The sequence below is a fragment of the Demequina mangrovi genome (genome assembly GCF_000759715.1).
Lineage (GTDB): Bacteria > Actinomycetota > Actinomycetes > Actinomycetales > Demequinaceae > Demequina > Demequina mangrovi.
In genome coordinates, this window is the sequence record NZ_BBLU01000001.1 from 204,466 (window position 1) to 225,577 (window position 21,112).

Here is a 21,112-nt window from a genome sequence, read left to right on the forward strand (position 1 = left end):
CGCATTGAGGTAAATCCGGCGACGGACATGCGAAGGGCCGGGCTCCCTCACGGAGCCCGGCCCTTGCGTGAAAGATCAGGCGGCGGCGATGGCCTCGAGCTGCGTCGCAACCTCGGCGGCCCACTCGTGCACGGCCGCGAAGTCGCGGAAGTCGCCCTTGGGCGGGTTGAGCACCTTGATGAGCGCCTTCTCCCCCACGTTGAGCTTGTCCCAATCGAGCGCCCCGGGGAACCGCGCGTGGTCGTGCGCCTCGATGTCCTTCGCGAAGCCGTCGGCCTCGTCGAGGGGCTGGCCGGGCTCCACCACGGTCTCCATGCCCACGGAGAACATCCACACGTCCTTCTCGCGGAGCTCGTCCAGGTGCTCCTTCACCAGATAGGAGGCGTCCCGGCGCCACAGGCCGCCGTACACGGCCGAGCCGAGCACCACGGCCTCGTAGTAGTGGATGCCCTGGACATCGCACGCATCCTGCAGGTCGACCTCGAAGCCGTGGCTCGCGATCTCCTCCGCGATACGCTGCGCGACCTCGCGCGTGGCTCCGTACTTCGATCCGACCGCTACCAGCACCTTCATGGTGACCTCCTCCGGGGTGAACGGCTCCATCGTGCCGTGACGCCGGGGACCATCGACAGGACGATGGTCCCCGACCACCCGACTATTCGACCACGACCACCAGGTCGCCGCCCGCGAGCGACTGCGAGCCGCCGATGACGACGCGCGCGACCTTGCCCGCGACCGGCGACGTGATGGAGGACTCCATCTTCATCGCCTCGATCACGGCGACCGTCTGGCCCGCGGCGACCTCGTCGCCCTCGGCGACGCGGGGCGTGACGAGACCGGTGAACGGCGAGGCGATGTGGCCCGGCTTGGACGAGTCCGCCTTCTCGCGCTCGACCACGTCCACCTTCGCGGACAGGTCGCGCACCTGGATCGGGCGGATCGAGCCGTTGAAGTTGAAGATCACCGTGCGCTCGCCGTGCGAGTCGGGCTCGCCGACCGCCTCGATGGCAGCGATGATCTTGACCCCGCGGTGGAGCTCGATGACGGCCTCCTCACCCGAGCCGACCGAGAGGCCGTACAGGTAGTGGAAGGTGTCGATGACCGAGATGTCGCCGTACTTGTCGATCGCCCGGTCGAACTCCTTGGCCGGCCCGGGGAACAGCAGGTGGTTGAGCCGGCGCTGACGGTCGGCGCCGCCCTGGGCGAGCACCGCCCTGTCGTCGTCGGTGAGCTCCGCCATCTTGCGCTCGACGGTGCGGCCCTGCAGCGCCTTGGTGCGGAAGGGCTCGGGCCACCCGCCGGGCGGGTCGCCCAGCTCGCCCGCGAGGAAGCCGATGACCGAGTCCGGCAGGTCGTACTTGTCGGGGTTCTCCTCGAAGTCCGAAGGATCGGCGTCGTTCGCCACGAGGTGCAGGGCCAGGTCTCCCACGACCTTCGACGAGGGCGTCACCTTGACGAGGTTGCCGAGGATGCGGTTGGCCGCGGCGTACATGTCCTCGATGGCCTCGAACTTGTCCGCGAGACCCAGGGAGATGGCCTGCTGACGCAGGTTGGACAGCTGACCGCCGGGGATCTCGTGGTGGTACACGCGACCGGTGGGGCCCGGGAGCCCGGACTCGAACGGCGCGTAGAGGCGGCGGACCGACTCCCAGTACGGCTCGAGGTCCTGCGCGGCCGCGAGCGAGATGCCCGTGTCACGCGTGGTGTGCTCGAGGGCGGCGATGAGGGCCGACATGGGCGGCTGCGAGGTGGTGCCCGACATCGCGGCGTTGGCCACGTCGACCGCGTCGACGCCCGCCTCCGCGGCGGCGAGCAGCGTGCCGATCTGGCCGCCCGCGGTGTCGTGCGTGTGGAGGTGGACCGGCAGGTCGAAGCGCTCGCGCAGCGCGGAGACCAGCATGAAGGCCGCCGCGGGACGCAGCAGCCCGGCCATGTCCTTGATCGCGAGCATGTGGGCGCCGGCGTCCACCAGCTTGTCGGCGAGGCGCAGGTAGTAGTCCAGCGTGTAGAGCTTCTCGTCAGGCGAGATCATGTTGCCCGTGTAGCACAGCGTCGCCTCGGCGACCGCGGTGCCGGTGCCGCGGACGGCCTCGATCGCGGGGCGCATCTGCTCGACGTCGTTGAGCGCGTCGAAGATGCGGAAGATGTCGATGCCGGTGGCCGCGGCCTCCTCGACGAACGCGACCGCGACCTCGTCGGGGTACGGCGTGTAGCCCACGGTGTTGCGACCGCGCAGCAGCATCTGCAGCGCGATGTTCGGCATCTTCTTGCGGAGGTCCTCGAGGCGCAGCCACGGGTCCTCGGACAGGAAGCGCATCGCGACGTCGTAGGTCGCGCCGCCCCAGGCCTCCATCGACAGCAGCTCGGGGGTCATGCGGGACACGTGCCCCGCCGCCGCGAGCAGGTCGTAGGTGCGCACGCGGGTGGCGAGCAGGGACTGGTGCGCGTCGCGCATCGTCGTCTCGGTGATCGCGAGGGCGTTCTGCTCGCGCAGCGCCTTGGCGAAGCCTTCGGGGCCGAGCTCGAGCAGGCGCTGGCGCGAGCCGGCCGGGGGCTCGGCGTCGAGGTCGACGCGCGGGAGCTTGTCCGCGGGACGCACGAAGACCTCGGCGTGCTCGCCGTGCGGCCGGTTGACCGTGGTGTGACCCAGGAACGCGAGCAGCTTGGTGGAGCGGTCCGGCGTGGTCGCGACCTCGAGGAGCTCCGGGTGGCGCTCGATGAAGGCGGTGGTGACGCCGCCCGCCTGGAAGTCGGGGTGCGAGAGCACCGCGCGCAGGAACTGGATGTTCGAGGTGACGCCGCGGATGCGGAACTCGGCGAGGGCGCGGAGCGCACGGCGCGAGGCGGTCGCGAAGTCGTGACCGCGGCACGTGAGCTTGACGAGCATCGAGTCGAAGTGACCTGTGATGACGTTGCCCGCCATGCCGGTCGCGCCGTCGAGGCGGATGCCCGCGCCGCCGGGCGAGCGGTAGGCCACGATGCGGCCGGTGTCGGGGAGGAAGCCGTTGGCCGGGTCCTCGGTGGTGATGCGGGTCTGGATCGCGAAGCCGCTGACCCGGATGTCCTCCTGGCGGATCCCCATGTCCGCGAGGCTCTCACCCGAGGCGATGCGCAGCTGTGAGCTGACGAGGTCGATGCCCGTGACCTCCTCGGTCACCGTGTGCTCGACCTGGATGCGCGGGTTCATCTCGATGAACACGTGCTGGCCGGCGCGCTCGCCCTCGGTCGCCACGAGGAACTCGACGGTGCCCGCGTTGACGTAGCCGAGGCTCTTCGCGAACTTCACGGCGTCCGCGCACAGCGCGTCGCGGATCGCGGGGTCGAGCGCCGGCGCCGGCGCGATCTCCACGACCTTCTGGTGACGGCGCTGGAGCGAGCAGTCGCGCTCGAACAGGTGGACCACGTCGCCGGTGGCGTCGGCGAGGATCTGCACCTCGATGTGACGCGGGCCCAGCACGGCCTGCTCGAGGAAGACCGTGGGGTCGCCGAACGCGTTCTCCGCCTCGCGCATCGCGGCCGAGAGCATCTCGACCAGGTCCTCGCGACGCTCGACGCGGCGCATGCCGCGGCCGCCGCCGCCGGCGACGGCCTTGACGAACACCGGGTAGCCGATGCGGTCGGCCTCCGCGACGAGGAAGTCCACGTCGCGCGACGGCTCCGAGGAGTCGAGCACCGGGACGCCCGCCTCACGCGCGGCCTTGAGCGCCGCCACCTTGTCGCCCGCCTTCGCGAGCACCTCCGGCGGCGGTCCCACGAACGTCACGCCCTCCTCGGCGCAGCGGCGCGCGAAGTCGACGTTCTCGGACAGGAAGCCGTAGCCGGGGTAGACCGCGTCCGCGCCGGCCTGCTTCGCGACGTCCAGGATGGCCTCGACGTCGAGGTAGGCCTTGACCGGGTGGCCCTCCTCGCCGATCTGATAGGACTCGTCCGCCTTGACGCGGTGCTCGGACATCCGGTCCTCGTACGGGAACACGGCGACCGTGGCGGCACCGTTCTCTACGGCGGCGCGGAACGCCCTGACGGCGATCTCTGCACGGTTGGCCACGAGGACTTTGGCGAACATCTGCTTCCCTTCGTCGATGGGGACATCCTGCCAGGTTTCGAGATGGCAGTCAGCCGCCGCGCGGGGTGCGCGCGGGCGTGCTCATGGGCCCGGCACGATGCTCGTGCGGGTCAGGAGCGAGGGGCCCCGCGTCGGCGGGGCGGGACGTGTCAGCCGGCCTGGCTGCGGCGCGCGCGGCGCTCGGCGAGCTCGTCGACGTCCGGGGTGCGGGCGGCATCGTCCGCACGATCGGCCGGCAGCGCCGAGAGCGAGCCCTCGAGCTCGCGCCACACCTTGCCCAGCGCGATGCCGAAGACCCCCTGGCCGCCCTGGACCAGGTCGATGACCTCGTCGTCCGACGTGCACTCGTAGACGGAGGCGCCGTCGGACATGAGGGTGATGCGCGAGAGGTCCTCGACCCCGCGCTCGCGCAGGTGCTCGACCGCGCTGCGGATCTGCTGGAGCGAGACTCCCGAGTCGAGGAGCCGCTTGACGACCCGCAGGACCAGGATGTCGCGGAAGCCGTAGAGGCGCTGCGTGCCCGAGCCCGTGGCCGAGCGCACGGTCGGCTCGACGAGCCCGGTGCGGGCCCAGTAGTCGAGCTGGCGGTACGTGATCCCGGCGGCCTTGCACGCGGTCGGGCCGCGGTACCCGGCGTTGTCGTCGAGCGGCGGGAGGCCGTCGTCGAAGAGCACCCCCTGGTCGAAGCGCGGAGGCGTGCTCTGGCCGGGCGTGTCGGTCATCGATCCTCCTAGGTTCAACCTTCACTCAAACGTTAGGGCCGGCGAAGGCCCCGGTCAACGACCGCGACGCCGTGTCGCGGAGGCGTGTCCCTATCCTCCCACCTGGTGGCGGACCACGGCGGAGAACGCGGCGATCGCCGCCTCGCCGAACTCGTTCGCGGCGGCCTCGGCCTCTCCCCCGTCGCGCCTGCGCAGCGGCGCCGCGGACGCCTCGGCGCGGTCGGCCTCACGGCGTGCGGCGAGCACCAGGGTGCGCAGGGCACGCACGTCTCCCCCGGCCTGGAGGTACGCCGAGGCCGCCACGACCACCGGCAGCACGCCGGGCTCGTAGCCGTCGGGCACCGACGGAAGGACGATGCCCGCGTCCTCGAGCGCGTCGAGGGTCTCCCGGGAGACGCCGCCCCGCTCGGCCACCTGGGCGGTCGTGAGGTAGTCGTCCTGCGCCTCGCCGATCTCGCTGAGCGTCACGGGCTCGTGCAGCAGGCCGGCGTCGAGACCGTCGAGGTGCTCACGGATGACGTTGAGGGGTCGATAGAGGTCGCGCTGCTGCCTCAGCACGAAGCGCAGCCGCTCCACGTCCGCGGGCGAGTACTGGCGGTAGCCCGACGGCGTGCGCTGCGGGCTGACGAGCCCGTGCGTGTCGAGGAAGCGCAGCTTCGACGGTGTGAGCGTCGGGAACTGGCGCTGCACGAGGCCGAGCACGTCGCTCACCCGGAGCATCGGCTCATGCGACAGCGCGTGGGGCCAGCGGCCCCCGAGGGGGGCGTCGACGGCCTGCGCCGGCGCGGCGTCGGTGAGGGAGGAAGCGCGACGTGCGGCCTGCGACATCCGTCAGGCCTGGGAACCCGGGTGGAAGGTGAGGCGGTACTTGCCGATCTGCACCTCGTCGCCGGCCTCGAGCTTGCGCTCCGACACGTTCTCGCGGTTGACGTAGGTGCCGTTGAGCGAACCGTGGTCGCGCACGTAGAAGTCGTGGCCGTCGCGGATGAACTGCGCGTGCTCGCGGCTCACCGTGACGTCGTCGAGGAAGATGTCCGAGCTCACCGACCGCCCCGCGGTGGTGACGTCGACGTCGAGCAGGAAACGGGCTCCGAGGTTGGGGCCGTGGTGGACGATCAGCAGCGCGTGGTCCGGGCCGAGCGCGTCGATCGCTGCGTTGTCCTGCTGGCTGGGCGCGGCGGGCGCACCCTCGGCTGCGGCGGCCGCCGAGTCGAGCGACATGGTGCGCTCTGCGGGGCTCTCGTCATAGGTCATGACGCCTCCTTCGGCTCGAACGGTCGTCCCTCATCCTAGGCCCGTGACGTCGTCGGGCCTAACGTCCTGCGGCGCGTCGCGTCGCGGCGTGCGCGCGCGAAGGTCGCGGATGTACCCGATGCCCGAATACCAGTAGAGGACGGACGCCGCGGACGCGCCCGCGACGGCGATCGCGCTGACGATGCCCCAGGACGGGAACGCAACGACCGCGAGGTACGCGAGCGGGAGGAAGAGGTAGAGCATCGCGGTCGCCACCTTGCCCACGAAGGTGACCTGCGGCGACTCGACGTGGTGGTGATGCGCGATGAGCAGGCCGACGCCGACCATGACGTCGCGTGCGAGCAGCACGGCCACGAGCCACCACGGGATGACGTCCCGGAAGGCGAGGCCCAGCACCACCGCCGCGGTGAGCAGGCGATCGGCGGCCGGGTCGAGCAGACGGCCGAGCCTGGTGACCTGCCCCCAGCGCCGGGCGAGGAAGCCGTCGAGGAAGTCCGTGATCCCGGCGGCCGCCAGCGCCACGATCGCCCATGCGTCGCGCTCGGCCGCCAGCAGCGTGCCGAAGACCACGATGAGCACCAGCCGCACCGCGCTGATCGCGTTCGGGATGGTCCACACCGCGGTGGCCGGCACCGGATGGACGTGCCCGGACTGAGGGTGCTCGATCGCTTCCACGCGCGTCAGTCTAGGGGCAGGTCACTGGGACGAGTCCTGCTCCATCACCTTGTCCACGGTCGCGGCGGCGATCCGGGTGGCCTCGTCCTCGCTCGCGCCGCGAGCGAGCTCCTTGGCCTTGATCTGCTCGAACTTGTAGTGACGGGTGTCCGTGACGCCTTCGTCGTTCACCATGCACCTCCGCTGATCGAATGGCATCTCCAGCCTAGGCGCGCCGTCCTCGCGGCGCGCGCCCGACGGGATGGAAGGTCCCGGGTACGTCGCTCTACGATGGGAGGCGTGAGCCTTGTCGAGCCTCCTACGCATGCATGGGCGCTGTGGCGCGCCGTCACGCTGATGGGACGGCGCCTGGTCGCCGGCCTCGAGCAGCGGCTGCAGGCGGCGGTGGGGATCTCGGTCCCCGACCTCGACATCCTCATGGCGCTCGACGCCGCCCCGGACGGCAGGCTCCGCGCGGGATCCCTCGGCGAGATGCTCGGATGGGAGAAGTCCCGCATCTCGCACCACGTCACCCGCATGGAGGCGCGCGGTCTGGTGCGCCGCGTCACCTGCGACGAGGACCTGCGGGGTACGTGGGTCGAGACGGACGCCGCGGGTCGCACCGCCCTGGCGCAAGCCCTCCCGATCTTCTCCGAGCACCTCCAGCACGGCCTCGTCGACGTGCTTCCCGAGGACGAGGCCGAGGCGCTGGGGCGCGCCGCGCTCCGCATCCTCCACGCCTCGCCGGCCACCGCCTGCCAGGCGGAGATCGAGCGGCTCGGCGTGCAGCTCGGCGTGGAACCGGTCGCGGACGCGGCGGCCCGACGGTGATCCGCGCGTCGTGCGGCGCGGGGCGTCGCACGGCCTAGGGTGGGGGCCATGCCTGACCCGTCCATCCCGTCCGTCGACGTCGTCATCATCGGGGCCGGACAGGCCGGGCTCGCGGTGGCCTACCATCTCGCCCGGCGCGGGCTGACCATCGGCCGCGACGTCTTCGTCCTCGACCGCGGACCGGGACCCGGCGGCGCGTGGCAGCATCGCTGGGCCTCGCTCACGCTCGGCGGCACCCACCATCTTCACGACCTCCCCGGCATGGCGGAGACCGGGCTGTCGTTCGCCTCGGCCCCCGGCGACGTCCCCGCTCGCGAGCTGGTCGCCGACTACTACGGCACGTACGAGCAGCGCCACGGCATCGACGTGGTGCGGCCCGTGACCGTCACGGGCGTCTCGCGCCTCGGCGACGAGTACCTGGTGACCACCGCGCCCGGATCCGCGCTCGCCTCGGTCCGCGCCCGCGTCGTCGTGTCGGCGACCGGTACCTGGACCAGCCCGCGGATCCCCTACGTGCCGGGACGCGAGACGTTCGCCGGCGCCCAGCTCACCACCGCCGCCTTCGCCTCGGCGGAGCGCTTCGCCGGGCTGCGCGTCGCGGTGGTCGGCGGAGGCACGTCCGCGCTCACGTTCCTCGACGAGGTCGGGGACGTCGCGTCCCAGGTGCTCTGGTTCACGCGTCGCCCACCCACGTTCCATGACGAGGAGCACGAGCTCTCGCCGGAGCGCGGCCGCGTCGCGGTGGCGATCCAGGACGAGGCGGCGCGCGCCGGACGCCCGCTGCCGTCGATCGTGTCGGTCACGGGGCTCCCCCGCTCGCCGCTGGTCCGCAGGCTCGAGGAGGCGGGCCGCCTCGAGCGCCTGCCCATGTTCGCCGCGATGACCCCGACCGGCGTGATCACGCGCGAGGACGAGGAGATCGCGCTCGACGCGGTGATCTGGGCCACGGGCTTCAGGCCCGCGATCGGCCATCTGCGGCCGCTGGGCGTGGTCAACGACGCCGGTGGGATCGTGGTCGCGGACGGCCGTGTGGCCGACGAGCCGGGCCTGTTCCTCGCGGGCTACGGTCCCCAGGCGAGCACGCTCTCGTCCAACCGCGCCGCGCGCGTCACCGCGAAGGCGATCGTCGAGCTGCTGCGCGCCTGACGGGCCGCCCCACGGCGGAGCGACCCGTCAGCAGCGTCACAGCGCCGCGACCACCGCGTCGGCCACCGGCCACGGCGTGCCGAAGCGGTGCATCGTGACGGACACGGCCTGCTCGCGGACGAAGGGCAGCAGCTCGACCTCCGGGGCGCCGGTGACCGGGCCGTCGTAGACGGCGAGGTCGGGGCGCTGCGCCGGGGCCGTACCGATCGCCCGCACGCGTGCGCCGTCGCCCGCGAGGCGGTCGACCAGCTGGTCCTCGGTCTCGACCGTCACGGCGAGACCCGCGACGGCGAGCGCGCGGGCGAGCCCGGCGGAGGGCCGGTGCGCGGTCGACACGCCTCCCTGGCCGCCGGCGCGAAGGCGCGCGGCGCACACGCGCCGCAGGTCGTCCTCGTCCACCCCGTCCCACCGGATCTCGGTGGTCGCGGGCGAGTACCGCAGGGCGTCGTGCTCGCTCGCGAGCCCGCTGCGGTCGATCGCGGTGCCGAAGTGCTCGCGCCACGCGCGCGCATCGGCCGCAGCGGCGGCGCGCACCCACGCCGGGGCGTCCCGCACGATCGACAGCACGGGAGCCTCGTCGGCCTCGACGTCGCGACGCTCCCATCCGGTGAGGCCCACCAGGTAGGACGGCCCGCCCGCCTTGGCGGTCGGGCCCACGACGGACCGCTTCCAGCCGCCGAAGGGCTGACGCTGGACGATCGCGCCGGTGATGCCGCGGTTGACGTACGCGTTGCCCGCCTCGACCTGGGTGAGCCAGTGCGCGATCTCCGCGCCGTCGAGCGTGTGGATGCCCGCGGTGAGGCCGTAGTCCACCGCGTTCTGGATCTCGATCGCCTCGTCGAGCGTGGCCGCGGTCATGATCCCGAGGACCGGGCCGAAGCACTCGGTGAGGTGGAACCACGAGCCCGGTCGCACACCCGTGCGGACGCCCGGGGTCCACGTCCGGCCCTCGTCGTCGAGACGACTCGGCTCGACGAGCCACCTCTCCCCCGGCTCGAGCGTGGTGAGCGCGCGCAGCAGCTTCCCCTGGGCGGGCTCGATGATCGGGCCCATCTGGGTGGTGGGATCGTCGGCGGCGCCGACCGCGAGGGACCGCACCGCATCCTCGAGCTGCGCGTGGAAGCGCCGTGACGTGGCGACCGAGCCGACCAGGATGGCCAGCGAGGCCGCGGAGCACTTCTGACCGGCGTGGCCGAAGGCGGACTGCGCGACGTCGCGAGCGGCGAGGTCGAGGTCCGCGCTGGGCGTGACGATGACGGCGTTCTTGCCCGACGTCTCCGCGACGAGACGCAGTCCCGGTCGCACCCGATGGAAGAGCTCGCCCGTCTCGTACGCGCCCGTGAGGATGACCTGGTCCACGCGCGGATCGCCCAGCAGAGCGTCGCCGAGACCCGCGTCGATGCCGGCGGCGTCGATGTCGACGAGCCGCAGCGCCTCTCGGGGTACCCCGGCCTCCCACAGGATCTCCGCGAGCAGCGCACCGCAGCGCGCCGCCTGCTCGGCCGGCTTGAGCACCACGGCCGAGCCCGCGGCGAGCGCGGCCAGCGTCGAGCCGGCGGGGATCGCGACCGGGAAGTTCCACGGCGGCGTCACCACGGTGACGTCACGGGGTCGCGGCACGGCGCCCTCGAAGCGGTGGAGGTCGAGCGAGCGCACGGCGTAGTAGTGCGCGAAGTCGACGGCCTCCGAGACCTCGGGGTCGGACTGGTCGATGGTCTTGCCCGCCTCGGCCATCATCACCGTGACGAGGTCGGTGCGGCGCGCCTCGAGCGTGCGGCCGGCGGCGTGGAGCACGGCGGCGCGCTCCTCGGGCGTGCGCGCCTGCCAGGACGCGGCGCCAGTCTTGGCCGCCGCGACCTCGGCGGTCACCGCGGCCGGATCCTCGACGCGGGCAGCACGGAGCGTCGCGAGCCCCGCGTCGGCGGTGGCGGCGCCGTCCTGGATCGCGCGGGCCCACGCGCGGCTCGCCGCGATCGAGGGGTCCGTGTCCGGCGTGTTGACGAAGGTGTCCGTGGCGACGGCCGGGCGGCCGACGGCCCGGTGCGAGCCCGCCGCCGGCTCCTCGGCGCGCGCCAGGGAGCCGCGGAACCGTGACTCCTCGCGGGCGAACGTCGCGTCGTCATCGAGGTCGTAGAGCGCGGACATGAAGTTCGCCGGGCTCGCGACCTCCTCGAGGCGGCGCACCAGGTAGGCCAGCGCGACATCGAACTCCGCAGGGTGCACCACGGGCGTGTAGAGGCGCAGCGGTCCGGTGTCCTCGGCCACCGCCCGGGCGACATGCTCGCCCATGCCCAGCAGCATCTCGAAGTCGAGGCCCTCGTCCACGCCGCGGTCGCGCGCCGTCAGCAGCGTGTGCGCGATGTCGAAGAGGTTGTGACCCGCGACGCCGAGCCGGACGTTCGCCATCCGCTCGGGATCGAGCGCATAGTCGAGGATGCGCTTGTAGTGCGCATCGGACTCCTCCTTGGAGCCCCACGTGGCGAGCGGCCAGCCGTGCAGCTCCGCGTCGACCCTCTCCATCGACAGGTTCGCACCCTTGACCAGGCGCACCTTGATGGGCGCCCCTCCCCCGGCGACACGGGCGGCGGCCCACTCCTGCAGGTGGTGCATCGCACCGAGCGAGTCCGGCAGGTACGCCTGGAGCACGATCCCGGCGGTGAGGCGCTCCATCCCCGGCCGCTCGAGCAGGCGGGTGAACACCGCGACCGTGAGGTCGAGGTCGCGGTACTCCTCCATGTCGAGGTTGACGAACGCGCCGTCCTTGCGGGCCGCGAGCTCGTACAGGGGCGCCAGGCGCTCGACCACCGCGTCGACGGTGCGGTCGAAGGACCACGGCGAGTGCGGGGCGACCGCGGCCGAGACCTTGAGCGACACGTAGTCGACGTCGTCGCGGCCGAGCAGCGCGAGCGTCCGCTCGAGCCTGCGGTCCGCCTCGGCGGCCCCGAGCACCGCCTCGCCGAGCAGATTGAGGTTGAGCTCGCTGCCCTTCGCGCGCAGCGCTGTGAGCGCGCCCGCGAGGCGCCGCTCCGAGGCGTCGACCACGAGGTGCCCGACCATGGCGCGCACCACCCGGCGGCACACCGCGACGACCAGTCCCGGCAGGACATACGAGGCGAGCGCGCCCGCCTGCAGCGCGATGCGCTGGTACATCGGCAGGAACCGATGAGGACGGCGCACGATGCGGCGCAGGCTCGCCGCGGCCACCGCGGTGTCCTCGGGCCGCACGATGCCGTCGACGAAGTCGGTGAGGAACGGAAGCCCCTGCGGGTCGCGGAGCATGCGGGCGAGCAGCCGGGCGGAGCCGTCGATCGGGAACGCATGCGAACGGCGCAGCCAGTCGCGGACCAGCGCGACGGTGTCGTCCGCGGTGTGGAGGCGCTCGGGCGCGAGGGGGGACATGGTCATGGCTCTCCTTCGTTGACAGGACATGGTGAGCCATCGGGACCGCACAGCACCAGCGCGGTGGACTTACGCATATTCGTAAGTGCTGCTTATGCTTTCGGCATGCTCGAGCTCACCCGCCTGGTCGCCCTCCGCGAGCTCGCCCTGCGCGGCACCATCGCCGCGGCGGCCGACGCGCTCGGGTACACGCCGTCGGCCGTGTCCCAGCAGCTCGCCGCCCTCGAGCGCGAGGCCGGCGTGCCGCTCACCATCAGGGCCGGCCGGGGCGTGGTGCTGACCCCGGCCGGCGAGCGCCTCGTGTCCCGCACGCACGAACTGCTCGACACGATGGAGGTCGCGGAGGCGGAGCTCCGCGCAGGCTCCGGCCTGCTCACGGGCACAGTTCGGCTCGCGGTGTTCCAGTCGGCGGCGCTCACGCTCGTCACGGGCGCGCTGCTGCGCCTGCGCGAGACGCACCCGGGGATCCGCGTGATGGTGACCCAGACCGAGCCCGAGGAGGCCTTCGCCGACACCTGGGCACGCGAGTACGACCTCGTGGTCGCGGAGGAGTATCCGGGGCACTCCGCCCCCCACTACCCGGGCGTGGTCCGACGTCCGCTCGTGCGGGACGAGCTGCTCCTCGCCGTCGGCGGCGAGTGGGCGGGCGCCTCGTCGGTGGCCGAGGTCGCGGACGCGCCGTGGGTGATGGAGCCGCATGGCACCGCGACCCGTCACTTCGCCGAGCAGACCTGCCGCCTCGCGGGCTTCGAGCCCGACGTGCGATTCGCCAGCTCGGACCTGCAGGCGCACGTCCAGCTGGTCCAGAGGGGGCTCGCCGTCGCGATCCTGCCGGGGCTCATGGTCGAGTACGCCGGGATCGGCGCGCGGGTGCTGCCGCTCGACGGCGGACCGCGCCGCACGGTGTTCGCGGCGCTGCGTGCGACGTCGAGGCTCGATCCCGCGGTGGAGGCGGTGCGCGGCGCACTCGAGGCCGAGGGCGGTCCCGCGGCCGCGTGATCGCCGGCGCTGCTAGCGCGCGGCCTCCGTGTCGCGCGCGAGCAGCGTGGCCCCGGCCACCGCCGCAGGCATCGCCAGCACCGCGCCGAGCGGAAGCAGGAACACGAGGAAGATCGTGGCGCCGAAGGCCATGACGCGCAGCCGGTGGCGCGTGAGCAGCCGGACCCGGTCGCGGCGCGCGAGCACCCCTCTGCGGGCCCACGGGTACGCGGTGAGCTCGATCGCGAGCAGCCGTCCGCCGAGCACGGCTCCGAGCGCGAAGGCCGCACCGGCGCCGACGACGGGGATGAGGCCCACGAGCAGCAGCGCGAGCGACATGGCGATCGAGATCGCGAGCGTGAGCGCGCCCTCCCGCAGCCCCCGGGCCAGCGACGCACCCCACCCCTCCTCGGCCTCCGCGCCCTCGAGCCCGCCCGCCACCTCGTCCACCCGCCGCGAGATCGCCTCGAAGAACGGCTGACCCACGGTGAGCGTGAGGGACGCGAAGAGCGCGACGGAGATCACGGCAGAGGCCGCGAGCACCGCCGCGGCGGCGGTCACGGACACGAGCCCGTGCCACCGGCCGCCGTCGACGCCCAGCGCGTCCGCGAGGCCCGACCCGATGGCGCCGAGGTTGAAGAGCAGCACCCCGAGCACGATGCTCATGCCCGCCGCCACCACCACCCCCGGCAGGACTCCCAACCCGAGCAGCCGGGGCTCCCGTGCCCAGAGGCGCAGACCGGCGACCGCGGTCCGCACGCCCGCGATCACCTCGCTCGCGGCGGTGGACGCGTCGGCTGCTGTCATGGCGGGAATGCTAACGACGCGGGACCCGCGGGGCTACAGTGGCGCGCGTCGTCCCCGCGAGACGAGCCGAGGAGAGTCATGCACCAGCTGGTCCTGCGCGACGCGCGTCTCAGCAGCGACGGCGAGCGAGTCGACATCGCCGTCGACGCCGGTCGCATCTCCGCCGTCGGTCCGGGCGCGGGACCGGGTCGAGACGAGGTCGCGCTCGACGGGCGGCTCGTGGTGCCGGGGCTGTGGGACGCGCACGTGCACTTCACGCAGTGGGCGCGGACCCGTGGACGGCTCGACCTGTCGGGCGCGGGATCGGTAGCGGAGGCCTGCGCGATCGTCCGGGACGCCGCGGCCGACGGCATGCTGGTCGGCTTCGGCTACCGGTGGGCCACCTGGGCCGAGTTGCCGACCCGCGAGGCCCTCGACGCCGCGCGGGTCGCGCCGACCGTGCTGCTGAGCGGCGACCTGCACACCGCCTGGGTCAACTCCTCCGCGGCACGCGAGCTCGGCTGCGCCGCCGGTCTGCTGCGGGAGGACGACGCCTTCGCGGTGCAGGTGGCGCTGAGCGCGAGGCCCCTCGCCCCCGGCGCGGTCGAGGAGGCCGTCCGTGCCGCGTCCGCGCGCGGGGTCGTCGGGATCGTCGACCTCGAGATGGACGACGGGCTCGCCCGCTGGCGCGACCGCGTCGCGGCGGGGATCGACGGGCTCCGTGTGGAGGTGGGCTTCTACGAGCCGCTGCTCGAGACACGCATCGCGACGGGCGCCCGGTCGGGAACCCCGGTCGAGGGTGGCGGCGGCCTCCTGCGGCACGGCCCGCTCAAGGTCATCACCGACGGCTCGCTCAACACCCGGACCGCGCACTGCGTCCAGCCCTACGACGACGGGGGCCACGGCACCCAGAACGTCTCCGGTGCGCACCTCGCGGACATCATGCGGCGGGCTGCGTCGGCCGGCATCTCGTGCGCCATCCACGCGATCGGCGATGCCGCCACCACCATCGCCTTCGACGCCTTCGCCTCCTCCGGCGCGCGAGGCTCCATTGAGCATGCGCAGCTGGTGAGCGAGGGCGATGTCGCGCGCTTCGCCGGGCTGGGCGTGGTGGCCAGCGTGCAGCCCGAGCACGCTCTTGACGACCGCGACGTCGCGGACGTGCTGTGGCACGGCCGCACGGCGCGCGCCTTCGCGCTGCGTTCGATCCTCGACGCCGGCGGCAGGCTCGCGCTCGGCTCCGACGCACCGGTCGCGCCGCTCGATCCGTGGATCGCGATCGCGGCGGCCGTGCACCGGACGCGCGACGGCCGCGCGCCCTGGCATCCCGAGCAGGCGATCACCGTCGACGAGGCGCTCGCGGCGAGCACGCGCACGCGGATCGCCGTGGGCGAGCCCGCGGACCTCGTGGTCCTCGACGCCGATCCGTGGACGGCCGACGTCGAGGGCCTGCGCGGCCTTCCGGTGGCCATGACGCTCGTGGGCGGCCGCACCACCCACGGCGGCGTCTAGACGACCGACTCCTCGAGGGTCGCGCTCTCGAGCGAGATGTCGACCCCGGCGAGCGCCTTCGACACCGGGCAGTTCTCCTTCGCGTCCTCGGCGAAGCGCGTGAACTCGAGCTGGTCGATGCCCGACACCTTCGCGTGGACGGTGAGCATGCTCGACTTCACCCCCACCCCGGCCTCGAACTTGACCTCGGCGTCCACCTTGACCCAGTGCGGCGGCGTGCCGTTCTGCTCGAGCGCGAACGACAGCGCCATCGAGAAGCACGACGCGTGAGCGGCGGCCAGCAGCTCCTCCGGAGTGGTGACGCCCGCCTCGCCCTCGGAGCGCGCCTTCCAGTTGACGTCGAAGCTGCCGTTGCCCGACTCGAGGTGCGCCTTGCCCTGGCCCGTCGTGAGCCCGCTGTACCACTCGGCCTTCGCCTTGCTCGAGACCTCCATGGACTCCTCCTTCGCGTGTCGCGGCGACGGCCGGGCGCCGTCGTCCGGGTGGACCTGACCACCCTCGGGGCCGCGTTACGGCCCTGTTAAACCTTGCCACGGACCCTTGCGGCGCGCCATGGGCGGGTGGGAGCCTCACCTCAACTTGGACGGACGACCAAAAACCTGGAGGGACGATGCGCGCAGCCCCGCGGTGCGTGGTGATCACCGGAGCGAGCTCCGGATTCGGCGCGGAGTTCGCGCGACGTTTCGCGGCGGAGGGTGCCGACGTGGTGCTGGTGGCGCGGCGCCGCGACCGGCTCGAGGCGCTCGCCGCCGAGCTCGAGAGCCGTCACGGCGTGCGTGCGACCCCGATCGTGCTCGACCTCGCGGCGCCGGCGGCGGCCGCAGCGCTGGTGGACGAGCTCGCCGCTCAGGACCTCACCGTCGACGGGCTCATCGCGAACGCGGGGTTCGGGATCGACGGCCGCTTCGCGGAGGCGGACCCGGCGCGGGTGAGCGCGCTCCTCGCCGTCAACGTCGTGGCCGTCACCGAGCTCACGCGGCTGCTCCTGCCCCGCCTGCTCGACGCGCCCTCGGGCGTCCTCGTGACCGTCACCAGCACCGCCGCCTACCAGCCGATCCCCACGATCGCGCTCTACGCCGCCTCGAAGTCCTACGTCCGGTCGCTCACCGAGGCGCTGTGGCACGAGACCCGCGGCAGCGGGCTGCGCGTGCTCGCGCTCGCGCCGGGGCCGTCCGAGACCGAGTTCTTCTCCGCGGCGGGGTCCGAACGGTTCAAGGTCGGCCAGACGCTTCCCGTCCCGACCGTGGTCGACGCCGCGATGCGCGAGCTCGACAAGGGCGCGCCGCGCCCCTCCCGCATCGTCGGATGGCGTAACGCCGCCGTCGCCGGGGCCAACCGCCTCGTGCCCACCCGCGTGTCGCTCGCGGCGGCCGCCCGCGCGACCGGAGCGACGCGATGAGCCGGATGCCGCTCGAGGAGCGGCGGGAGGCGCTCGTGGCGGCGACGCTCGCGGTGGTCGAGAGGGACGGCATCGGCGGCGCCACCACGCGGGCGATCGTCACCGAGGCCGGGATGCCCCTCGGCGCGCTGCACTACGCCTTCGCCTCGGTCGACCACCTGCTGGCCGCGGCGATCGACGCGGTGACGGACCAGGAGCGGATCGTGGCCGAGGCCCCGCTCGCGACCGGGACCGGCGCCGACCTGACGGAGGTGCTGGCCGCCGGCGTCGAGGGCTACGTGAGCCTCCTCGTCGAGCGCCCCGCGCGCGAGCTCGCCTACCTCGAGCTGATGCTGCACGCCTCCCGCCAGCGTCTCGACGACGGGCCGGGGGCGGGCGGGTACGAGCGCTCATACGACGTCCTCGCGGGACTGCTCGAGACCGCGGCCGCGACCGCGGGCTGCGTGTGGACCGCTCCCCCGCGCGCGCTCGCTCGACACGCGGTCGCGATGCTCGACGGGATCACCACGACCTGGCTGGCCGACCACGACACGGAGGCCGCCATGGCGGGAGCGCGCTTCCTCGCATCCGCGCTCGCCGCCCACGCCACCGGCCGCCCCACCGAGGAGGACTGATGCTCACCGACACCGATCCCGCCGTCCTCGCGCGGATCAACATGCACGCGGTGCTGGGTGCGCTCGTGGTGCTCGCGGAGCGGGCACCGGAGGCGCCCCCGCTGCTCGCCGCGGTGGACCGGCCGATGCTGGTCCGGCTGCGCGTGCCCGGGCTGCCCCCGCGCGAGCTGCGCTTCGCGTCCGACGGCGTGAGCGCGTCCGCTCAGGGCGACGAGAGCCTGGTCACGTTGGCCTTCACATCGCCCGCGCACCTCAACGCGATGGTGGACGGCCACCGCCAGCCGATCCCGATCGCGGGGCCCGCCGGCCTCGCGTTCCTCACGAAGGTTTTCGCACCCCTCGCCGACCTCCTTGGCCGCTACCTCAAGCCGAGCGAGGAGGGCCTCGCCGATCCCGCGTTCCGCGCGACGAGCGCGCTCCTCACCCTGCACGTCGCGATCGCCGCGGTCGCCCAGGTGGCCAACGCCGACCGCTCCGGGCGCTTCTCGGCCGCCCTCATCCCGGACGGCGAGATCGGCGTCGAGGTGGGCGACGGACACGAGCTCAGGCTCGTCGCCCTCGACCACGCGCTCACGTTCGAGCCCGCGCCGGCATCGTCCCCCGCCCGGGCCGTGCTGGCCTTCCGGGACCTCGACGTGGCCGGCGACGTGCTCGCGGGTCGCGCGAGCGCCCTCGCATGCATCGGCGACGGGTCGATGTCCATGCGCGGCTTCATCCCCATGATCGACAACGTCAGCCGGATCCTCGACCGGGTCGGCCACTACCTCGGAGACTGACATGACGACCGCCGCCACCACGCCCTTCACCTACGCCAAGAGCCTCGAGGCCTTCGAGCGCGCGCGGCGTGTCATCCCCGCGGGCATCCCGGGCCATCAGGGCCCCACCGAGGGGTGCTACATCCCTCGTGACGCGTACCCGCTGTTCAGCTCGCGCGCCGAGGGATCGCGGTTCTGGGACCTCGACGGCAACGAGTACCTCGACTACATGTGCGGCTACGGCCCCAACGTGCTCGGCTACGGCGACCCCGTGGTCGACGCCGCGGCGCGCCGGCAGACCGCGCTCGAGGACGTGGTCACCATCCCGTCGAGCATCATGGTCGACCTCGCGGAGCTGCTCGTCGACACCGTGGCGAGCGCCGACTGGGCCTTCTTCGCCAAGAACGGCGGCGACACCACCACCCTCGCGGTCATGACCGCGCGCGCCGCGACGCTGCGCAAGAAGGTCGTCTTCGTCAAGGGCTACTACCACGGCGTCGCACCGTGGACCCAGAAGCTCGACTACCCCGGCGTCCTCGAGGAGGACGTCGCGCACAACCTCTCCGTGCCGTGGAACGACCTCGACGCGCTCGAGGCGACCTTCCGGGAGCACCGGGGCGAGATCGCGGCCTTCATCTCGACGCCGTACATGCATGGCAACTTCGTCGACAACGAGCTGCCCGCGGAGGGCTACTGGCAGGGGGTGCGCCGGCTCTGCGACGAGCACGGCGTGGTCCTCATCATGGACGACGTACGGGCCGGCTGGCGGCTCGATCTCGCCGGCTCCGACCGCCACTACGGCATCGAGGCGGACCTGCTCTGCTTCTGCAAGGCGATCGGCAACGGGTACAACCTCGCCGCGTTGACAGGACGGGAGAGCCTGCGCGAGACCGTGGCCTCGCTCACCTACACCGGCTCGTACTGGATGAGCGCGGTCCCGTTCGCGGCCTCGATCGCCACCATCACCCGGCTCAAGGAGCTCGACGCCCCCGCCATGTTCAGGCGGGTCGGCTCGGAGCTCACGGCCGGGCTGGTCGAGTCGGCGGCCGGACACGGCCTCACCCTGGTCGCGTCGGGAGAACCGGCGCTGTTCTACCTGCGGATCGCGGACGACGACTCGCTCGACCTCCATCAGCGATGGGTCGCGGAATGCGTGAAGCGCGGCGTGTGGTTCACCTCGCATCACAACCACTTCCTCAACGCGTCGCTCACCAGCGCAGACGTGAGGCGCACCCTCGAGATCGCGGACGAGGCCTTCGGCGTCGTCGCTCGGGAGCGGTAGCGGTCATGACGGAGCTCGCGTCCCCCCTGGTCCCCATCAGGTTCGAGCGCCTCGGCGTCACCGCCGCCTACATCGCGCAGGGCCTCAGCTACGCGACCGTCGTGACGGCGCTGCCGCAGTTCAAGGAGCGCTACTCGATCGACGACGACACGGTGTCGCTCATCACCCTCACGGTGGTGCTCGGAGCCGCCGCCGGATCGGTGATGGCGGACCGCGTCGCCGTGCGGCTCGGCTCGCGCGCCTCCCTGGTCCTGGGGCTCGCGCTCCAGGCCGCCGCGCTGGTCTCGATCGCGGCGCCCGTGCCCTTCCCCGTCTTCTGGTCCCTGTTCGCCGTGTACGGCCTGGGTCTCGGCTGTGTCGACGCCTCCGCCGCCATGCAGGGCGTGCTGGTGCAGCGCCGGATGGGCAAGGCCGTCATGGGGTCGTTCTTCGCGGCCAACACCGGCGCCGCCATCGCGGGCGCGCTGCTGATGTCGGCCGGAGCCGCGACCCCGCTCGGTGCGAGCCTCGGCCTGGTCGCGGCAGGTGCGGTCGCCGCCGTGACGGCCGCCCTCGGCGTGCGGCTGCTCGATCCGACGCGGGAGCGCGCCGCGGACACCGGGAGCGCCCGGCCGCCCCTGCCGATGCGCGGGCTGTGGGCGCTCGGGCTCGTGGTCCTCGCCGCGCTCACCGCGGACTCGACCGTCGCCACCTGGTCGAGCATCCACCTGTCCGACGGGTTGGGCGCCTCGGCGGCCGTCGCCCCGCTCGGTTACGCCGTCTACGCGGGGACCACGCTGCTCACGCGGCTGGTGTCCGATCTCGCGGTGCGCCGCTTCGGCAGGGCTCCCCTGGCGATCGCGACCGTGAGCATCGCCGGCGCGGGCCTGCTGATCGCCGGCGCCGTCCCCGCCGTGCCCGCCGCGCTGCTCGGCTTCGCCCTCGCCGGCATGGGCGTCGGCGCGCTCATCCCGCTGGCGTTCTCCGCCGCCGGGGACCTCGACCACCGGCGCGGCGACGAGATCATCGCGCGGGTCAACCTGTTCAACTACCCTGGCGCGCTCATCGGTGCGGTGCTGCCGGGCATGCTCGCGTCGGACGGCGACTTCCGCGTCTCGTTCCTGCTCGCGGCCGTCCTGCTGCTGCCGGCGCTCGGAGCGGTGAGGCGCTTCCGCGCGGGCGACGTGGCGCGCGTGCCGGCGGTGCCGAGGCGTCCCGACGCGACCGGGTAGCGCGCATCGGTTCCGCTCAGGCGTCGACGGTCTCGCGGGGGCGCAGGGTGCAGGCGTACTCGTTGCGCACCCGCGAGACGAGCGCCCACGCCAGCAGCACGATCGCCCCGACGGCGAGGTACGGCTGGATCGGCTCGAAGAACTGGATGGCCCCGGTGTAGCCGAGCGCGAGCAGGACGAGCTTGTTGCACACCGGGCAGCCGACGGCGAAGAACGTGACGAACGCGCCGGCCATGCCGAGGCGCCCGTCCCTCTCCGCCTTCGCCTCCTCGGGCGTCGCGACGTACGTGGCGGCGAGCAGGCCCGACAGCGCCGCGGAGAGGGCGAGCGCCCAGTAGGACCACGCGGTGGGCGGGATCTCGCGTCCGAAGACGGGGTTGTCGATGAGGTCGGTCGGCAGCGCGATGAACACGTAGGTGCCGACGGCGGTCGCCGCGGCGACGAGCCACCGGCGGGCGGGCCACGCGCGGAGCGAGGTGAGGACGTCCATGCGCGGCACTATACCC

At 73.0% G+C, this 21,112-nt stretch carries 20 protein-coding genes; 9 read left to right on the forward strand and 11 right to left on the reverse strand.

Going from position 1 to position 21,112, the window contains the following annotated elements; all coding sequences use genetic code 11:
• Window positions 1-75: 75 nt before the first annotated feature.
• The 7 genes from TR42_RS00970 to TR42_RS14920 all read right to left on the reverse strand — a co-directional run bounded on the left by TR42_RS00970 (window position 76) and on the right by TR42_RS14920 (window position 6,888).
• Window positions 76-573, reverse strand: coding sequence for a flavodoxin domain-containing protein (locus TR42_RS00970; RefSeq protein WP_042212484.1), 498 nt, complete (start codon window positions 571-573; stop codon window positions 76-78).
• An 82-nt stretch (window positions 574-655) separates the two neighbouring features.
• The gene (locus tag TR42_RS00975; RefSeq protein ID WP_042212169.1) at window positions 656-4,063 is read right to left on the reverse strand and encodes a pyruvate carboxylase; all 3,408 of its coding nucleotides are present in this window, start codon (window positions 4,061-4,063) and stop codon (window positions 656-658) included.
• 149 nt (window positions 4,064-4,212) lie between these two features.
• Window positions 4,213-4,785, reverse strand: a complete 573-nt coding sequence (locus tag TR42_RS00980; protein ID WP_042212173.1) for a MerR family transcriptional regulator — start codon at window positions 4,783-4,785, stop codon at window positions 4,213-4,215.
• A gap of 90 nt (window positions 4,786-4,875) precedes the next feature.
• On the reverse strand, window positions 4,876-5,505 hold the full coding sequence (gene ftsR, locus TR42_RS00985) for a transcriptional regulator FtsR (protein ID WP_161786604.1): 630 nt from the start codon (window positions 5,503-5,505) through the stop codon (window positions 4,876-4,878).
• Between the two features lie 111 nt (window positions 5,506-5,616).
• On the reverse strand, window positions 5,617-6,039 hold the full coding sequence (locus TR42_RS00990) for an FHA domain-containing protein (protein WP_081953096.1): 423 nt from the start codon (window positions 6,037-6,039) through the stop codon (window positions 5,617-5,619).
• Between the two features lie 30 nt (window positions 6,040-6,069).
• Window positions 6,070-6,714, reverse strand: coding sequence for a CDP-alcohol phosphatidyltransferase family protein (locus TR42_RS00995; protein WP_052405477.1), 645 nt, complete (start codon window positions 6,712-6,714; stop codon window positions 6,070-6,072).
• A gap of 21 nt (window positions 6,715-6,735) precedes the next feature.
• Window positions 6,736-6,888 carry a hypothetical protein gene (locus TR42_RS14920; protein WP_161786605.1) on the reverse strand — a complete coding sequence of 51 codons (153 nt, stop codon included), beginning with the start codon at window positions 6,886-6,888 and terminating at the stop codon, window positions 6,736-6,738.
• Between the two features lie 105 nt (window positions 6,889-6,993).
• On the opposite strand from TR42_RS14920, the gene TR42_RS14925 reads away from it, so the two are divergent.
• Together TR42_RS14925 and TR42_RS01005 are read left to right on the forward strand one after the other, a co-directional pair.
• The gene (locus TR42_RS14925) at window positions 6,994-7,524 is read left to right on the forward strand and encodes a MarR family winged helix-turn-helix transcriptional regulator (RefSeq protein ID WP_052405478.1); all 531 of its coding nucleotides are present in this window, start codon (window positions 6,994-6,996) and stop codon (window positions 7,522-7,524) included.
• Window positions 7,525-7,572: 48 nt separating this feature from the next.
• Window positions 7,573-8,670: an FAD-dependent oxidoreductase gene (locus TR42_RS01005; protein WP_042212176.1), complete on the forward strand. Its 1,098-nt coding sequence runs from the start codon at window positions 7,573-7,575 to the stop codon at window positions 8,668-8,670.
• Window positions 8,671-8,706: 36 nt separating this feature from the next.
• Here TR42_RS01005 and TR42_RS01010 read toward each other — a convergent pair whose 3' ends face one another.
• Window positions 8,707-12,075, reverse strand: a complete 3,369-nt coding sequence (locus TR42_RS01010; protein ID WP_042212178.1) for a bifunctional proline dehydrogenase/L-glutamate gamma-semialdehyde dehydrogenase — start codon at window positions 12,073-12,075, stop codon at window positions 8,707-8,709.
• A gap of 99 nt (window positions 12,076-12,174) precedes the next feature.
• Here TR42_RS01010 and TR42_RS01015 point away from each other — a divergent pair, with 99 nt between their 5' ends.
• Entirely contained in the window at window positions 12,175-13,068 is an 894-nt protein-coding gene (locus TR42_RS01015; protein WP_042212180.1) for a LysR family transcriptional regulator, read from the forward strand.
• 12 nt (window positions 13,069-13,080) lie between these two features.
• Here the strand turns inward: TR42_RS01015 and TR42_RS01020 are convergent, their stop codons facing one another.
• On the reverse strand, window positions 13,081-13,854 hold the full coding sequence (locus tag TR42_RS01020; RefSeq protein WP_052405479.1) for an EI24 domain-containing protein: 774 nt from the start codon (window positions 13,852-13,854) through the stop codon (window positions 13,081-13,083).
• A gap of 78 nt (window positions 13,855-13,932) precedes the next feature.
• Between TR42_RS01020 and TR42_RS01025 the strand changes: the two genes are divergently transcribed.
• Window positions 13,933-15,345, forward strand: a complete 1,413-nt coding sequence (locus TR42_RS01025) for an amidohydrolase (RefSeq protein ID WP_042212182.1) — start codon at window positions 13,933-13,935, stop codon at window positions 15,343-15,345.
• Here the strand turns inward: TR42_RS01025 and TR42_RS01030 are convergent.
• Complete coding sequence (locus TR42_RS01030) at window positions 15,342-15,779, reverse strand: OsmC family peroxiredoxin (RefSeq protein ID WP_042212185.1); 438 nt, start codon at window positions 15,777-15,779, stop codon at window positions 15,342-15,344. The genes TR42_RS01025 and TR42_RS01030 overlap by 4 nt on opposite strands.
• Window positions 15,780-15,955: 176 nt before the next feature.
• Here TR42_RS01030 and TR42_RS01035 point away from each other — a divergent pair, with 176 nt between their 5' ends.
• Genes TR42_RS01035 through TR42_RS01055 form a run of 5 tightly spaced genes read left to right on the forward strand, consistent with a single transcriptional unit; the run spans window position 15,956 to window position 20,606 of the window.
• Window positions 15,956-16,744 (forward strand): SDR family NAD(P)-dependent oxidoreductase, encoded by a 789-nt coding sequence (locus TR42_RS01035; RefSeq protein WP_042212187.1) that lies wholly within the window; start codon window positions 15,956-15,958, stop codon window positions 16,742-16,744.
• The gene (locus TR42_RS01040) at window positions 16,741-17,358 is read left to right on the forward strand and encodes a TetR/AcrR family transcriptional regulator (RefSeq protein WP_042212190.1); all 618 of its coding nucleotides are present in this window, start codon (window positions 16,741-16,743) and stop codon (window positions 17,356-17,358) included. Before TR42_RS01035 ends, TR42_RS01040 begins: the two co-directional genes overlap by 4 nt.
• Window positions 17,358-18,134 (forward strand): hypothetical protein, encoded by a 777-nt coding sequence (locus tag TR42_RS01045; protein WP_042212191.1) that lies wholly within the window; start codon window positions 17,358-17,360, stop codon window positions 18,132-18,134. The genes TR42_RS01040 and TR42_RS01045 overlap by 1 nt, the downstream gene beginning before the upstream one ends.
• A gap of 1 nt (window position 18,135) precedes the next feature.
• The gene (locus tag TR42_RS01050; protein WP_042212194.1) at window positions 18,136-19,395 is read left to right on the forward strand and encodes an aminotransferase class III-fold pyridoxal phosphate-dependent enzyme; all 1,260 of its coding nucleotides are present in this window, start codon (window positions 18,136-18,138) and stop codon (window positions 19,393-19,395) included.
• Window positions 19,396-19,400: 5 nt separating this feature from the next.
• Window positions 19,401-20,606, forward strand: coding sequence for an MFS transporter (locus tag TR42_RS01055; RefSeq protein WP_052405481.1), 1,206 nt, complete (start codon window positions 19,401-19,403; stop codon window positions 20,604-20,606).
• Between the two features lie 16 nt (window positions 20,607-20,622).
• Here the strand turns inward: TR42_RS01055 and TR42_RS01060 are convergent, their stop codons facing one another.
• The gene (locus TR42_RS01060; RefSeq protein WP_042212196.1) at window positions 20,623-21,096 is read right to left on the reverse strand and encodes a hypothetical protein; all 474 of its coding nucleotides are present in this window, start codon (window positions 21,094-21,096) and stop codon (window positions 20,623-20,625) included.
• Window positions 21,097-21,112: the final 16 nt, after the last annotated feature.

Excerpts from the sequence above, each read along its gene's own strand:
- TR42_RS00970 (WP_042212484.1), bottom strand. The coding sequence starts at position 573 with ATGAAGGTGCTGGTAGCGGTCGGATCGAAGTACGGAGCCACGCGCGAG.
- TR42_RS00975 (WP_042212169.1), bottom strand. The coding sequence starts at position 4,063 with ATGTTCGCCAAAGTCCTCGTGGCCAACCGTGCAGAGATCGCCGTCAGG.
- TR42_RS00980 (WP_042212173.1), bottom strand. The coding sequence starts at position 4,785 with ATGACCGACACGCCCGGCCAGAGCACGCCTCCGCGCTTCGACCAGGGG.
- ftsR (WP_161786604.1), bottom strand. The coding sequence starts at position 5,505 with ATGCTCCGGGTGAGCGACGTGCTCGGCCTCGTGCAGCGCCAGTTCCCG.
- TR42_RS00990 (WP_081953096.1), bottom strand. The coding sequence starts at position 6,039 with ATGACCTATGACGAGAGCCCCGCAGAGCGCACCATGTCGCTCGACTCG.
- TR42_RS14920 (WP_161786605.1), bottom strand. The coding sequence starts at position 6,888 with ATGGTGAACGACGAAGGCGTCACGGACACCCGTCACTACAAGTTCGAG.
- TR42_RS01005 (WP_042212176.1), top strand. The coding sequence starts at position 7,573 with ATGCCTGACCCGTCCATCCCGTCCGTCGACGTCGTCATCATCGGGGCC.
- TR42_RS01010 (WP_042212178.1), bottom strand. The coding sequence starts at position 12,075 with ATGACCATGTCCCCCCTCGCGCCCGAGCGCCTCCACACCGCGGACGAC.
- TR42_RS01015 (WP_042212180.1), top strand. The coding sequence starts at position 12,175 with ATGCTCGAGCTCACCCGCCTGGTCGCCCTCCGCGAGCTCGCCCTGCGC.
- TR42_RS01020 (WP_052405479.1), bottom strand. The coding sequence starts at position 13,854 with ATGACAGCAGCCGACGCGTCCACCGCCGCGAGCGAGGTGATCGCGGGC.
- TR42_RS01025 (WP_042212182.1), top strand. The coding sequence starts at position 13,933 with ATGCACCAGCTGGTCCTGCGCGACGCGCGTCTCAGCAGCGACGGCGAG.
- TR42_RS01030 (WP_042212185.1), bottom strand. The coding sequence starts at position 15,779 with ATGGAGGTCTCGAGCAAGGCGAAGGCCGAGTGGTACAGCGGGCTCACG.
- TR42_RS01035 (WP_042212187.1), top strand. The coding sequence starts at position 15,956 with ATGCGCGCAGCCCCGCGGTGCGTGGTGATCACCGGAGCGAGCTCCGGA.
- TR42_RS01040 (WP_042212190.1), top strand. The coding sequence starts at position 16,741 with ATGAGCCGGATGCCGCTCGAGGAGCGGCGGGAGGCGCTCGTGGCGGCG.
- TR42_RS01045 (WP_042212191.1), top strand. The coding sequence starts at position 17,358 with ATGCTCACCGACACCGATCCCGCCGTCCTCGCGCGGATCAACATGCAC.
- TR42_RS01050 (WP_042212194.1), top strand. The coding sequence starts at position 18,136 with ATGACGACCGCCGCCACCACGCCCTTCACCTACGCCAAGAGCCTCGAG.
- TR42_RS01055 (WP_052405481.1), top strand. The coding sequence starts at position 19,401 with ATGACGGAGCTCGCGTCCCCCCTGGTCCCCATCAGGTTCGAGCGCCTC.
- TR42_RS01060 (WP_042212196.1), bottom strand. The coding sequence starts at position 21,096 with ATGGACGTCCTCACCTCGCTCCGCGCGTGGCCCGCCCGCCGGTGGCTC.